The 13820-nt window shown below is 65.0% G+C and carries 13 protein-coding genes; 5 read left to right on the top strand and 8 right to left on the bottom strand.

Features of this window, described 5'->3' with window-relative positions:
* Positions 1–157 precede the first annotated feature (157 nt).
* The 3 genes from gcl to MTX21_RS11350 are packed head-to-tail and all read left to right on the top strand — an operon-like array spanning position 158 to position 3647.
* Positions 158–1948 carry a glyoxylate carboligase gene (gcl, locus tag MTX21_RS11360; protein WP_280964893.1) on the top strand — a complete coding sequence of 597 codons (1791 nt, stop codon included), beginning with the start codon at positions 158–160 and terminating at the stop codon, positions 1946–1948.
* Between the two features lie 13 nt (positions 1949–1961).
* Positions 1962–2747, top strand: coding sequence for a hydroxypyruvate isomerase (gene hyi, locus MTX21_RS11355; RefSeq protein ID WP_280964892.1), 786 nt, complete (start codon positions 1962–1964; stop codon positions 2745–2747).
* 12 nt (positions 2748–2759) lie between these two features.
* Entirely contained in the window at positions 2760–3647 is an 888-nt protein-coding gene (locus MTX21_RS11350) for a 2-hydroxy-3-oxopropionate reductase (protein ID WP_280971024.1), read from the top strand.
* A gap of 63 nt (positions 3648–3710) precedes the next feature.
* On the opposite strand, the gene MTX21_RS11345 is transcribed toward MTX21_RS11350, so the two are convergent.
* The 3 genes from MTX21_RS11345 to MTX21_RS11335 all read right to left on the bottom strand — a co-directional run bounded on the left by MTX21_RS11345 (position 3711) and on the right by MTX21_RS11335 (position 5343).
* On the bottom strand, positions 3711–4085 hold the full coding sequence (locus MTX21_RS11345) for a VanZ family protein (RefSeq protein WP_280964891.1): 375 nt from the start codon (positions 4083–4085) through the stop codon (positions 3711–3713).
* Positions 4086–4162: 77 nt separating this feature from the next.
* The gene (locus tag MTX21_RS11340) at positions 4163–4759 is read right to left on the bottom strand and encodes a thiamine pyrophosphate-dependent enzyme (RefSeq protein WP_280964890.1); all 597 of its coding nucleotides are present in this window, start codon (positions 4757–4759) and stop codon (positions 4163–4165) included.
* Between the two features lie 8 nt (positions 4760–4767).
* On the bottom strand, positions 4768–5343 hold the full coding sequence (locus MTX21_RS11335) for a thiamine pyrophosphate-binding protein (RefSeq protein ID WP_280964889.1): 576 nt from the start codon (positions 5341–5343) through the stop codon (positions 4768–4770).
* A gap of 251 nt (positions 5344–5594) precedes the next feature.
* Here MTX21_RS11335 and MTX21_RS11330 point away from each other — a divergent pair, with 251 nt between their 5' ends.
* Both MTX21_RS11330 and MTX21_RS11325 read left to right on the top strand, forming a co-directional pair.
* Positions 5595–6644: a hydroxyacid dehydrogenase gene (locus MTX21_RS11330; RefSeq protein WP_280964888.1), complete on the top strand. Its 1050-nt coding sequence runs from the start codon at positions 5595–5597 to the stop codon at positions 6642–6644.
* A gap of 161 nt (positions 6645–6805) precedes the next feature.
* Positions 6806–7018 (top strand): hypothetical protein, encoded by a 213-nt coding sequence (locus MTX21_RS11325; protein ID WP_280964887.1) that lies wholly within the window; start codon positions 6806–6808, stop codon positions 7016–7018.
* 15 nt (positions 7019–7033) lie between these two features.
* Here the strand turns inward: MTX21_RS11325 and MTX21_RS11320 are convergent, their stop codons facing one another.
* The 5 genes from MTX21_RS11320 to MTX21_RS11300 form a co-directional block, all read right to left on the bottom strand.
* Positions 7034–7612 carry a GNAT family N-acetyltransferase gene (locus tag MTX21_RS11320; RefSeq protein ID WP_280964886.1) on the bottom strand — a complete coding sequence of 193 codons (579 nt, stop codon included), beginning with the start codon at positions 7610–7612 and terminating at the stop codon, positions 7034–7036.
* A gap of 6 nt (positions 7613–7618) precedes the next feature.
* On the bottom strand, positions 7619–9976 hold the full coding sequence (locus MTX21_RS11315; protein WP_280964885.1) for an Orn/Lys/Arg decarboxylase N-terminal domain-containing protein: 2358 nt from the start codon (positions 9974–9976) through the stop codon (positions 7619–7621).
* A gap of 110 nt (positions 9977–10086) precedes the next feature.
* Positions 10087–12294 (bottom strand): xanthine dehydrogenase family protein molybdopterin-binding subunit, encoded by a 2208-nt coding sequence (locus tag MTX21_RS11310; protein ID WP_280964884.1) that lies wholly within the window; start codon positions 12292–12294, stop codon positions 10087–10089.
* Between the two features lie 7 nt (positions 12295–12301).
* Positions 12302–13318 carry a xanthine dehydrogenase family protein subunit M gene (locus MTX21_RS11305; protein WP_280964883.1) on the bottom strand — a complete coding sequence of 339 codons (1017 nt, stop codon included), beginning with the start codon at positions 13316–13318 and terminating at the stop codon, positions 12302–12304.
* On the bottom strand, positions 13315–13806 hold the full coding sequence (locus tag MTX21_RS11300; protein WP_280964882.1) for a (2Fe-2S)-binding protein: 492 nt from the start codon (positions 13804–13806) through the stop codon (positions 13315–13317). Before MTX21_RS11300 ends, MTX21_RS11305 begins: the two co-directional genes overlap by 4 nt.
* Positions 13807–13820 lie beyond the last annotated feature (14 nt).

Here is a 13820-nt window from a genome sequence, read left to right as displayed (position 1 = left end):
GCTCGTCTGTTTCCATGCGGGCGCGTCGCCAACCGCCTGATTTTTGATGACTTTCTCGCGACCCTTCCACTCCGTGGGAAATAAAACCGATCTCGTTGAGATCAGCGCCTGCGCATTCGATGATCCCGCTCGCTGACGCAACCGAGCGAGGTCCGATATGGCGAAGATGCGAGCCGTCGATGCAGCCGTGCGAATTCTGGAGAAGGAAGGCATCTCGACCGCCTTCGGCGTTCCGGGAGCTGCGATCAATCCGCTTTACTCGGCGCTGAAGAAGCGCGGCTCGATCCGCCACATCCTGGCACGCCACGTCGAAGGCGCCTCGCACATGGCGGAAGGCTATACGCGCGCCAAGGCCGGCAATATCGGCGTCTGCATCGGCACGTCGGGGCCGGCCGGCACCGACATGATCACCGGGCTCTATTCGGCGATCGCCGATTCCATTCCGATCCTCTGCATCACCGGCCAGGCGCCGCGCGCGCGGCTCTACAAGGAGGATTTCCAGGCCGTCGACATCGAACAGATCGCAAAGCCCGTGACCAAATGGGCGGTCACCGTGCGCGAGCCGGCGCTGGTTCCGCGCGTGTTCAGCCAGGCCTTGCATGTGATGCGCTCGGGCCGGCCGGGTCCGGTGCTGATTGACTTGCCGCTCGACGTCCAGCTCGCAGAGATCGAATTCGACGACGAGACCTACGAGCCGCTGCCGGTCTACAAACCCGCCGCGACGCGCAAGCAGGTCGAGAAGGCGCTGGAGATGCTCAATGCCGCCGAGCGGCCGCTGATCGTGGCGGGCGGCGGTGTCATCAACGCCGATGCCTCGGATCTCCTGGTCGAATTTGCAGAGACCCTCAACGTGCCAGTGGTGCCGACGCTGATGGGGTGGGGCGCAATTCCCGACGATCACGTGCTCATGGCCGGCATGGTCGGCCTGCAGACCAGCCACCGCTATGGCAACGCCACCATGCTCGAGTCCGATTTCGTGCTCGGCATCGGCAACCGCTGGGCCAACCGCCACACCGGCTCGATCGAGACCTACACCAAGGGCCGCACCTTCGTGCACGTCGACATCGAGCCGACCCAGATCGGGCGCGTGTTCAATCCCGATCTCGGCATCGTCTCGGACGCGAAGGCCGCGCTCGAACTGTTCGTCACCGTCGCCAGGGAGTGGCGCCGGTCAGGCAGGTTGCGCGAGCGCCAGGCGTGGCCCGCGGCCTGCCGCGACCGCAAGCGTTCGATGCTGCGCAAGAGCCATTTCGACAACGTGCCGATCAAGCCGCAGCGCGTCTATGAGGAGATGAACAAGGCTTTCGGCCGCGACACCTGCTATGTCACCGTGATCGGCCTGTCGCAGATCGCCGGCGCGCAGTTCCTGGGCGTCTACAAGCCGCGCAACTGGATCAATGCAGGGCAGGCGGGTCCGCTCGGCTGGACGCTGCCGGCTGCGCTCGGCGTGCGCGCGGCGTGTCCTGACCGCGACGTCGTCGCGCTGTCGGGCGACTACGACTTCCAGTTCCTGATCGAGGAACTGGCGGTCGGTGCGCAGTTCAATCTGCCCTACATCCACGTCGTCGTGAATAATTCCTATCTCGGCCTGATCCGCCAGGCCCAGCGCGGTTTCGACATGGACTATCACGTCCAGCTCTCCTTCGAGAACATCAACGCGCCCGAGATCGGCGTCTACGGAGTCGATCACGTCGCGGTGGCCGAAGGCCTCGGCTGCAAGGCGATCCGCGTCACCGATCCGAAGGACGCGCAGGCTGCGTTCGCGACCGCGCGCGAGCTGATGGCGAAGCATCGCGTGCCCGTCGTGGTCGAGTTCATCCTCGAACGCGTCACCAACATCGCGATGGGGATGGAGATCGACAACATCGTCGAGTTCGAGGAGGTGCTGGATCTGCCGCTCGACGAGGTCAAGAGCACGCGGCCCGGCGCACTCGAGCCGGCGGAATAGGGAGGACAGCATCGTGCCGAGATTCGCCGCCAACCTCACCATGCTCTTCAACGAGATGCCGTTTGTCGACCGCTTTGCGGCGGCGAAGGCGGCAGGCTTCAGCGGGGTCGAATATCTCTTTCCCTATGATTTTGACAAAGCGCTGCTGCGCGAGCAGCTCGAGAGCCATGGGCTCACGCAGGTGCTGCACAACCTGCCGGCCGGAAACTGGGCAGCGGGCGAGCGCGGCATTGCGATCCTGCCCGATCGCGTCAGCGAATTCCGCGACGGCGTGTTCCGCGCCATCGATTATGCCAAGGCGCTCGATTGCGACCAGCTCAACTGCCTCGTCGGCATCGCGCCCGTTGATGCCGATCCGCGCGAACTCAACGAGACGCTGGTCGGCAATTTGCGCTTTGCGGCCTCGACGCTGGCGCGGGAGAACATCAAGCTCCTGGTCGAGCCGATCAATACGCTCGACATTCCCGGCTTCTTCCTGAGCGGCACCGAGCAGGCGGTGCAGCTCATCTCCGAGGTGCGGTCGAACAATCTCTTCATCCAGTACGACATCTATCACATGCAGATCATGGAGGGCGATCTCGCCCGCACCATGCAGGAATATCTCGACCGCATCGCCCACATCCAGCTCGCCGACAATCCCGGCCGCCACGAGCCCGGCACGGGCGAGATCAATTATCCCTTCCTGTTCCGCCACCTCGACGCAATCGGTTATCGCGGCTGGATCGGATGCGAATACAAGCCGCGTACCACGACGCTGGAAGGCCTGTCGTGGCATGCGGCGCAGACCTTCGAGACCTGAGGAATGACAGACATGATCGATATCGGCTTCATCGGACTTGGCACCATGGGACGGCCGATGGCCAACCATCTCCTCACTGCGGGTCATCGTCTCTTCCTGCACGACGTCGGGCCGATCTCGCCAGAGCTGATCGCGGCCGGCGGCGTCGCCTGCAAATCGGCGAAGGAAGTCGCGGAGGAAGCCGACGCCGTCATCATCATGGTGCCAGACACGCCGCATGTCGAAGCCGTGCTGTTCGGCAAGGACGGCGTCGCGAGCGGCATCTCCAAGGGCAAGATCGTCGTCGACATGAGCTCGATCTCGCCGCTGGCCACAAAAGAGTTCGCGAAGAAGATCGAGGCGCTCGGTGCGGATTATCTCGATGCGCCGGTCTCCGGCGGCGAGGTCGGCGCCAAGGCGGCGAGCCTCACCATCATGGTCGGCGGGCCCGAGCGTGCCTTCAACACCATGAAGCCGGTCTTCGACAGGATGGGCAAGAACGTCACTCGCGTCGGTGCCAACGGCGACGGCCAGACCACGAAGGTGGCCAACCAGATCATCGTGGCGCTGACGATCGAGGCGGTGAGCGAAGCGCTGCTGTTCGCATCCAAAGCCGGTGCTGATCCTGCTCTGGTGCGGCAGGCGCTGATGGGCGGCTTTGCCTCGTCGCGGATTCTCGAAGTGCATGGCGAGCGCATGGTGAAGCGCAACTTCGATCCGGGCTTCCGCATCGAGCTGCACCAGAAGGATCTCAACCTCGCGCTCGAAGGCGCTCGCTCACTCGGGCTGTCGCTGCCGAGCACGGCGGTGGCGCAGCAGTTGTTCTCGGCCTGTACCGCGCACGGCGGCAAGGCCTGGGATCATTCGGCGATGGTGCGAGCTCTGGAACTCATGGCAGGCCACGAAATCGCCGCGGCGTGACGTCTTACGTGGTCATGGTCGCCAGTCTCGTGAGCAGGCGAAGATAATGAGCCCTGCGGAGCATCACTCCGCGGGGCTTTCGCTTGCCACGGTCCTTGCGCCAAAGCGGGCGATGGTCCAGTCGGCTGCCGCCGCGAGCGCAAAGCCGAGGCAGGCCGTCAGCGCATCGACCAAAAAATCCTCCAGCCGCGCATGCCGTCCCGGTGCCCAGAACTGCATCAGCTCGAGCAGGCCGATCAGGACCACGGAGAAAGCCGCGATTGCGAGGCGCCGCCGGCTGTAGGCGAGGCCGAAGGCCAGCCCGATCAGGATGAAGGCGAGGGCATGTTCGCCATCCTGGCCGAGATCGGAATGCGGCCGCAGGCCGGGCGGTCCAAGGGTGGCGAAGGTGACGGCGGCTGCGAGCAGCCAGGCAAAGGAACGCAATAGAAAGGACATCCGCACCGCTTAGCACGGATTTGCTGCGGACCGTTACGGCGCCGGGATCAGATCGCCGTGTAGTTAATGACGAAACGTTAAAGTGGCTCGCGTACGCCGAGGCCGTGCATGAAGCGTTCCCTGATCTGCACGGGATCGCGGCGGGTGGTGCCGACGCCCGGCTTGTCGTCGATGCGGACCGCGATCAGGCTCGGCTCCGAGGCGGACATTGCCTCCTCGACCAGCCGCTCGAAATCCTCCTCGTCCGCGGCCCAGGTGCTGTTGGCGAGCCCTGAACCGGCGGCGATCGTGACGATGTCGGCGATACCAGCGGCCGGCGTCGGCTGCGCGCCGGTGATCTGGTAGATGCCGTTGTCCATCACGATCATGGTGAGGTTCTTCGGCCTCAAGGCCGCGATGGTCGAGAGCGCGCCGAGCTGCATCAAGAGCGAGCCGTCGCCTTCTAGGGCAAAGACATGGCGGTCGGGCTGCGCCAGCGCCACCCCGAGCGCGATCGGAAAGGCCAGGCCCATGCTGCCCAGCATGTAGAAATTCTGCGGGCGGTGGCCGGCGGCCCAGAGGTCGAAATTGGTGTTGCCGATGCCGCCGACCACGGCTTCCTCGTTCTTGAGCTTCGCGACCAGGCGCGAGGTGATATCGAACCGGTTCATCACTTTGGTGTTGCGCGTGTCCATGGCCGGCCTCACTTGTCGAACACCTTGCCGCCCGTCAGCAGCGGATTGAGGATCAGCGCGACCGGCGCCTGGGTGGTCACGGCCTGCTTGATCGAGCGGTCGACGATGAATTCGAGCTCGTCGAGCCGGGTGATGGTGTGGTGCTCGAGCGCCAGCGAGTCCAGCACGGGGCGCATGGTGCGGCAGACCAGCGACTGGCCGTAGTTGAACTCGCCGAGCGTGCCGCGCTCGGAGACGAACATGATGAGCGGGATCTGGTAGGGCACGGCGAGCGAAGCGAGAACGTTGGCGAGCGTGGCGAAGCCCGAGGTCTGCATCAGCACCGCGCCGCGCCGTCCGCCCATCCAGGCGCCCGAGACGATGCCGACGGCCTCCTCCTCGCGCGCGGTGGCAAAGGTGGTGAAGAAGGGATCGGCGTGCAGGTTCCTGATCAGCGGCGTCAGCACGCGGTCCGGCACGTAAGGCACGAGGCTGACCTCGTTCCGCTTCAGCGTCTGCAGGACGATGCCGTGCCAGGTCTTCCCGGCGGACGCCTTGTCGCTCGACGCTTGCGCCGGTGGGGTGTGCTGCTCCGCAATCGCCATTGCGTTCTCCCTTGGGCCGCGCTGCACGGTTCTTGGTCTCTGGCTGTCGCGGCGGCCTGTGCCGAACTTGACGCGGCGAGCGGGATTGTCAACATGTCCCGGCCGGCACCGTGATCTGCGCCAGACGGCCTGCCGCGGCCGGCACCGCCATGTCATAAGCCACGACAACGAAAAAAGCGGGAGGACAGCATGGAAGAGGTGCGTGCGGCGCCGGCCTTGCGGATCTCCCGGAGAGAGCCGGAAGGGTCCTGATGTCCGTCAACAACAAGCGCGTCTTCTACGTCAAATATCTGGCCCATCCAATCTATATCGACATCCTGAAGGCGCGCCCTGACGTCCGGCTCGACCGCATCGAGAACGAAAGCCCCGAGGATGTCTATGCGCCGATCCTCAGCGCGGCCCATGTCTACCAGATCGGCGCGGCCCGCGACGAGCTCGCGCCGCACTTCCACGTCGATGCCGCCTTGCTGAAGCGGACGCCGAACCTGCTGCTCGTCTCCAGCAACGGCGCGGGCTTCGACCCTGTCGACGTCGAAGCCTGCACGGCTGCGGGCGTGCTCGTCGTCAACCAGTCCGGCGGCAACGCGCATTCCGTCGCCGAGCATGCGCTGGCGATGATGCTCACGCTGTCCAAGCGCATCATCCAGTCCGACCGTCGCCTCCGCCGCGAGCGCGACGTGAACCGCAATGACCTCGTCGGCAACGAGGTCGAGGGCAAGACCGTCGGCATCGTTGGCCTCGGCAATGTCGGCCGCCGCATCGCCGCGCTGTGCAAAAGTCTGCTCGGCATGAAGGTGCTGGCCTATGATCCATATCTGTCGGCCGAGGTGATGGCCGAGCGGGGCGGGGAGAAGGTCGAGCTCGACGAATTGCTGCGGCGGGCCGACTTCGTCTCGATCTCCTGTCCGCTCAACAAGGGCAGCCGTGGCATGATCAGCGTGCGCGAATTCGCGCTGATGCAGCCTCACGCTTATTTCATCACAACCGCCCGCGGCTTCATCCACGACGAGGACGCGCTGCTCCAGGCGCTGCGCGACCAACGCATCGCGGGAGCGGGCCTCGACGTCTGGTCCAAGGAGCCGCCGCCGCCGGAGCATCCGCTGCTCCAGTTCGACAACGTGCTGGCGAGCCCGCATACCGCCGGTGTCACCAAGGAGGCGCGTCAGAACATGGGGCGGATCGCGGCCGAGCAGGTGCTGGATACGCTCGACGGCAAGCGGCCGCCGCGCATCATCAATCCCGAGGTCTGGCCGCGTTACGCGGAGCGATTCAAGCAGGCGTTTGGGGTTGCGCCGGGGTAGGGCAGGCAAACTGACTCGGTCATTCCGGGCTCGATGCTTCGCGTTGCCCTCGGAATGACGGAGCAAGCGTGGAACCGCGATTGGACTTGATCCGCGTCAAAATCTCCTTTCCCTGTCCGGGCTAAATGGGGTTAGAGTGCTTCGGGGGCGCAGGAGGTCCTATGTCGACTTATGTCGTCAGGTTCATGAAGGACGTGCTCGGTGGGTACGGCCGGCAGATCGAGGTTTGCCAGGGCGCGCTCGAGATCGATGCCTCTGACGAGAACGAAGCCACGGAGCGGGCGAAGGCGAAGTTCTGCAAGGACCAGGCCTTGCCTCATTGGTCCCTGCATGCCGACCGCATCCAGGTGAAAGCGGCTGACTTTCCATCGTAAGGGCTGCGAGCCCGTCTAGCGTCCAGGAGACGTTGCTGGCGGCGGCGCAGTTGCACCGGCGCCGAGCGAGCGCTGCACCATGACTGTGTCGGACCAGCGGCCGTTGCGATAGGCGACGCCGCACAGCAGCCCGACGCGGCCAAAGCCGAACTTTTCATGCAGTGCCAGCGAGGGCGCGTTGTCGGCATCGATGTAACCGATCATCTGACGGAAGCCGGCTGCCGCGCAGGCGTCGATCAGCTCCCGGAGCAACAGCCGTCCGACGCCGCGCCCGAGATGCGCGTGGTGGACGTAGATCGAGTGCTTTGCCGTGTAGCGATAGGCCGGACGCTTGCGGAACAGCACTGCATAGGCATAGCCGACGACCTCGCCGCGAAAGGTCGCGACCAGATGCGGCAGGCGGGTCTGCTTCAGGTTCTTGCGCCGGTCGCGCAGATCGTCGGGCTCAGGCGCGCCGGTTCCCTCGACATCGCGCGGCACACCGCGGCGGACGTGATGGCGGTAGATCGCCAGCATCGCCTCGACATCGCTGTCGCGCGAGGGCCGGACCAGGACCGGCTCATCCTCCGCGCGCATCACGCCCGTTTCGTTCATCGGCGGCTACTCGGCGACGACGTAAGTGTAGAGCCCGATGCGGCCGGCGGCATCGACCTCCTTGTAGACGCCCTGGATCTCGACCTCAAAACCCGGAAACGTGTTGAAGCAGGTCTCGAACATCTTGAGGTAGTCGATCATGGGCTTGGCTCGTTCCGTCAGCCGCTCGCCGGGCACGATGGTGGCGATGCCGGGTGGATAGACCACGAAGGGCGTGGTCGCGATGCGACCCGCGATCGCCTCGATCGGCAGATAATCGACGTCGTTGCGGAACAGGAGGCGCGCTGCATCGCGGGGCGACATGGCGATCTCCGGCAAATGCTCGGGTAGGAACTGCCGGGCCTGAAGTGCGCTGACATCGGCGGCGCGGAAGAAGCGGTGCATCTCGGCGCAGAGGTCGCGCAGCCGCACGCCGGCATAGCGCGGCTGCCGCCGCTGATAGAACTCCGGAATGGCGTCCGCCAGAAGCGCATTGTCGTCGTGCAGCTTCTTGAAGGCGACGAGGCCGGAGATCAGCGTGCCGGCCTTGCTCGCCTCGACGCCCGGGGTGAGCAGGAAGAGCAGGGAGTTGAGGTCATTCTTCTCGGGAACGATGCGGTTCTCGCGCAGGAATTGCGCGACGACCGGCGCCGGGATGCCGTGATCGGCATAGGCGCCGGTGGCGCGATCGAAGCCGGGCGTGAGCAGCGTCAGCTTGTTCGGATCGGTCATGGCAAAGCCCTCGGTCATGCCGGGAAAACCGTGCCAGGTATCGTCAGGGGCGAGTTGCCACAAAGCGGGATTGGTAGCGAGCTCGTCGGTCGAAAGCGTCTCCCAGGCGACGTTGTGCACGGCGCCGGGGCGGCTGACATCGGGAATGGCGATGCGATCGGGGACGAAGGGTTCGAAGAACCAGCGGCGCTCGGGATTCTGCTCCTTCTCCTCGAACTCGCGGCCCATGGCGCGGATCTTCTTGCGCAACTCGATGCCGAGTCGGATCGTGTCATCCCACAACACCTCGCCGGAGCGTCCCTTCATCATCTGCGCGCCGACATCGAGGGAGGCGAACAGCGGATAGAACGGCGAGGTCGAGGCGTGCTGCATAAAACTCTCGTTGAAGCGGCGGTGCTCGACGCGTCGCTTCTGGCCGCGGATGTGACGGTCTCTGATGTGGATCTGGGAGGCCTGCGAAAAGCTGGCAAGTTGCTTGTGGGTCGACTGCGTTGCGATGATGCCCGGCGCATCCGGAGAAAGGTTCGACAGCCCCATCGCGAAGCGGCCGGCATAGAGCGGGTGGAACTTCATGAAGCCGGCCCAGGCCTCGTCGAACAGGATGTACTCACAGAGATGGCCGATGCGGTTCAAGATCATCTCGGCGCTGTGGATCGAGCCGTCATAGGTACACTGCTCGACCACGGCGACGCGGAACGGCCGCTCCCTGCGCCAGGCGTCGCGGTCCTGGACCAGCGGATGGTTGCGGATCGCCTCGCGCAGGGCCTTCTCGTCGAGCGCGTCCCAGCGCATCGGGCCGATCAGGCCCCAGGCGTTGCGAATGGTTGGGACATAGACGGGGATGCCGCCGTTGATCATCAGCGCGCCGTGATGGGCGGCCTTGTGGTTGTTGCGGTCGAACAGCACGAGATCGCCGTCGGTGACGAGCGCGCCGAGCGCGACCTTGTTGGAGGTCGAAGTGCCGTTGAGCACGAAATAGGTCTTTTCCGCGCCGAAGATCGCGGCCGCCTCTTTCTGTGCCTTCAGCGCCGGGCCTTCATGGGTGAGGAGGTCGCCGAGGTCGAGCACGGAATTGTCCAGATCGTCGCGGAACACGGACTCGCCGAGATGCTCGACGAAGACGCGGCCGATCGGGCTGCGGCTGTAGAACATGCCGCCATTGTGGCCCGGGCAGGTCCAGAGCTGGTTGCCTTCCTCGGCATAGTCGACCAGCGCGCCGAAGAAGGGCGTCTTCAGCGTCTCGGCATACTGCTTGAGTCGGCTGATCAGGTTCTTGGCGATGAAGGGCGGGGTCTCCTCGGACAGGAAGACGTAGCCGTCGATGAAGTCGAGCACTTCGACCGGCAGGTCCTCGAACCGCTTGCGCCGGATCAGGAGGATGATCGGAAAATCGAGGCCGCGACGGCGCATCAGGTTGATCAGCGCCGAGGTCTTGCCCTCTAGGCCCTTCTTGCCCCAGTCCACCACCATGCAGCCGATCGCGGCATCGGTCTGCACCGCGATCTCGGCGTCCTCCAGCTTGCGGGCGCGGACCACCTCGAAGCCGGAGCGCTGGATCTCCTCGATGATCTGGTTGAAGCGGATGCCTTCGAGGTCATCGGCGTCGAACACCGGTGCGGCGAACAGGAAGTTGAAGCGCTTGAAATAGTCCATGTCAGGTCCCGAATGTGCCAGAGCAAACAGGTCTCGGCACATTCGATGACAGTTGGATGACAGGGGCTGGCCTCACACCCGTCAGCCGCCGGGAACACTGACCCGGCGCGTCAGGCGAGGAGCTTGTCCAGCGTGATCGGGAAGCGGCGGATGCGCTTGCCGGTGGCGTGATAGACGGCATTCGCGATCGCCGCGGGGACTCCGACGATGCCGATCTCGCCCAGGCCCTTGACGCCCAGGGCGTTGATGTGGTCGTCGCGCTCTTCGACGAAGATCACGTCGATGTCGTGAACGTCGGCATTCACGGGGATGTGGTACTCGGCGATATTCGGATTCATGATCCGGCCGAAGCGGTGATCCATCACCGTCTCCTCGTGCAGGGCCATCCCGATCCCCCAGACCACGCCGCCCATGATCTGGCTGCGGCCGGTCTTGGTGTTCAGGATCCGCCCGGCCGCGACCGCGCTGACCATCCGGGTCACGCGGATGACGCCGAGCTGCTCGTCCACCTTCACCTCGGCGAAGACAGCCGAATGCGTGTTGCGCGCGTGCGACTTGTCCCCCGCGAACTGGTTGAGCTTTTGCTTCTCCATCCGCTCGAGCTTGCCGTAGCGCATCGCATCTGTGATCGAGACCGCGCGGCTCTTCTCGCCGTTGCTGGCGATCGTGCCGTCGATCAGGATGACATCGGCGGCATCGACGCCGGCGAGCGGCGAGGCAGGCATCGCGCTGGCAAGACGCGCGAGATCCTGGCGAATGTCCTCGGCCGCTCCCAGCACCGCATGCGCGCTCGATGCAGCCATCCAGGAGCCGCCCTCGACGGGAGCCTGCGGCAAGGTCGAATCGGCGAGCTTGACGCCGATGTTCTCGATCGGCAGTCCGAGCGCATCTGCCGCCACCTGCGCCACGATCGTGTAAGTGCCGGTGCCGATGTCGGACGCCGCGCAGGAGACCTCGGCATGGCCATTGGCGGTCAGCACGATGCGGGCTGCGACCGGCACCTGCAGCGCCTCCCAGACGCCTGTCGCCATGCCCCAGCCGACCAGCTCCTCGCCATCACGCATCGAGCGGGCGGCGGGATTGCGCCTGCTCCACCCGAAGGCCTCGGCGCCACGGGCGTAGCATTCGCGTAGCTGCTTGCTGGTGTAGGGGAGATCTTCGCTCTGGTCGCGATCCGAGTAGCACTTCAGTCGCAGTTCGATCGGGTCGAGCTTGAGCGCGACCGCCAACTCGTCCATAGCGCATTCAAGCGCGCAGACGCCCGAAGCCGCGCCGGGCGCGCGCATGTCGCAGGGCGTGGAGACATCGAGGCGGACGAGCTTGTGGGAATAGCGGCTGTTCGGGCTCTTGTAGAGCTGTTCCGCCCAACTGCTGTCGTTGCGCGCAAAATCCTCGTAGCGTGAGGTGACGGCCGTGGCCTCGTGCGTGACCGCTTCGAGCGTGCCGTCGGGCTTGGCGCCGAGCCCGACGCGCTCGATCGTCGCTGGCCGGTGGCCGAGCCCATACATCTGCTGACGAGTCAGCACGACGCGCACTGAGCGCTTCAGCGCGAGCGCGGCAAGTGTTGCAAGCACGACCTGATATTGCGGCCGCAGGCCGGAGCCGAAGGCGCCGCCGACATAGGGCGAGATCACACGGATGTCGTTCGGCTTCTTGTCGAACACGCTGCACAGAAATTTGTGGACGTTCTGCACGCCTTGCGTCTTGTCGTAGACCGTGAGCCTGCCGTTGCCGTCCCAGACGGCCGTAGTCGCAAAGAGCTCCATCGGATTGTGATGTTCGGTCGGAATGAAGTAGTCCGCTTCGTGCCGCACGGCCGCGCCGGCAAGCGCGCTAGCGGCGTCGCCGCGCGGCTTGTTCGGCTGCTTCACCTTGGTCGCCTTGTTGCGCTCGGCTTCGAGATCGGTGGCAAACGCCTGCTCCTCCTGATAGTCGACGCGCACCAGCGTTGCGGCGAATTTCGCGGTCTCCCAGTCCTCCGCCACGACCAGTGCGATCGGCTGGCCGTTGAATTTGATGCTGTCATCATAGAGCGGACGGAACGGCGATCCTTCCTCCGGCGCCACCTCATCCTTCCAGGCCTCGTCCTTGTCGGCGAGCGGCGGACGATGCGCATGGGTGAGCACGTCGATCACGCCCTTCACATTCAGCGCCTCGCTGGTGTCGAGGCGGGCTATGCGCCCGCGGGGAATGGTGGCTGCGACGGCTACGCCGTGGAGGAGTCCGTCGGCGGCGAATTCGCCAGCATATTTGGCGGCGCCGGTGACCTTGGCCCGACCATCGACGCGGGATGTTGGTGTTCCGACATAGGCGTTCATCGGTCCCTCACGCGATCTTCTTGTGAGCCTGCGACTGCGGCGTGGCGTTCGCGGCCTGCATCAGCGTTCGAACGATGGCGCGGCGCGCGAGCTCGATCTTGAAACCGTTATGCGCATACGACTTTGCGCTCTGCAGCAGGACGTCCGCAGCACGAGAGAAATGATCCACTGTTGCTGCCTGGCCGCGCAACGCCGTTTCGGCCTCAAGGCTGCGCCAGGGCTTGTGGGCTACGCCGCCGAGCGCCAGGCGCGCCTCCCTGATCGCGTTGCCGTCGAGTTCGAGCGCCGCCGCCACAGAGACCAGGGCGAAGGCATAGGACAGTCGGTCGCGGACTTTCAGATAGCTGTAGTGATGGGCAAAGCCGCGCGGCGGCAGTTCGATCGCCGTGATGATCTCGCCGGCACCGAGATTGGTGTCGACATGGGGCGTGTCGCCGGGGACCCGATGGAAATCGGTCAACGCCATAGTGCGTTCGCCGGACGGGCCTGCGACGTGCACGAGCGCATCGAGCGCGGCCAGCGCCACGCTCATGTCGGACGGGTTGGTCGCGATGCAGGAAGGGCTCGCACCGAGGATCGCATGGTTACGGTTGAGGCCGTCGATCGCCGAGCAGCCGCTGCCGGGACTGCGCTTGTTGCAAGGCGTTGCCGTGTCATAGAAGTAGGCGCAACGCGTTCGCTGCATCAGATTGCCGCCGACGGACGCCATGTTGCGCAGTTGTGCCGAGGCGCCGGCAAGGATGGCGCTGGCGAGCAGCGGATAGCGCTGCTCGATCAGCGGATCGTAGGCAAGGTCCGAGTTCGGCACCAAGGCACCGATGCGCAGGCCTCCGTCGGCCGTCTGCTCGACCTTGCGGAGCGGCAGGCGGGAAATATCGATCAGCCGGGAGGGCTGCTCGACATTCTCCTTCATCAGGTCGATCAGGTTGGTGCCGCCGGCGATGAGCTTGGCGCCGGGATGGGCGGCGAGCAGGAGGATCGCATCGGCGACGTCGGTGGCGCGGGAATATTGGAAGTTGATCATGGCCGGCCCATTGCCTGCTGGATGGCAGCGACGATGTTCGGATAGGCGCCGCAGCGGCAGAGATTTCCGCTCATCAGCTCGCGGATCTCGTCAGCATCCCTGACGTGGCCTTCGGCCAAGAGACCGGCCGCCGAACAAATCTGTCCCGAGGTGCAATAGCCGCACTGGAAGGCGTCGTGGTCGATGAAGGCCTGTTGCAGGGGATGCAGCGCGCCATCCCTGGCAAGTCCTTCGATGGTCGTGATCTCCGCGCCGTCCTTCATGACGGCGAGGGTCAGGCAGGAATTGACGCGCCGGCCATCGATCAGCACGGTGCAGGCGCCGCACTGACCGTGATCGCAGCCTTTCTTGGTGCCGGTCAGCGCGAGATGGTCGCGCAGGGCATCCAGGAGCGTGGTCCAGGGCGCGAGATCAAGCGAGCGCCTGACGCCATTGACGACGAGATTGATTGGAATGCGGTCGGGAATTTGATTTGCGGCATCGGCCATGTCGTTTCCCCTGC

This window comes from Bradyrhizobium sp. ISRA430, assembly GCF_029909975.1.
Taxonomy (GTDB): Bacteria; Pseudomonadota; Alphaproteobacteria; order Rhizobiales; family Xanthobacteraceae; genus Bradyrhizobium.
The sequence above is the reverse complement of the archived record's forward strand: the minus strand, read 5'-3'. Positions and strand labels throughout refer to the sequence as shown.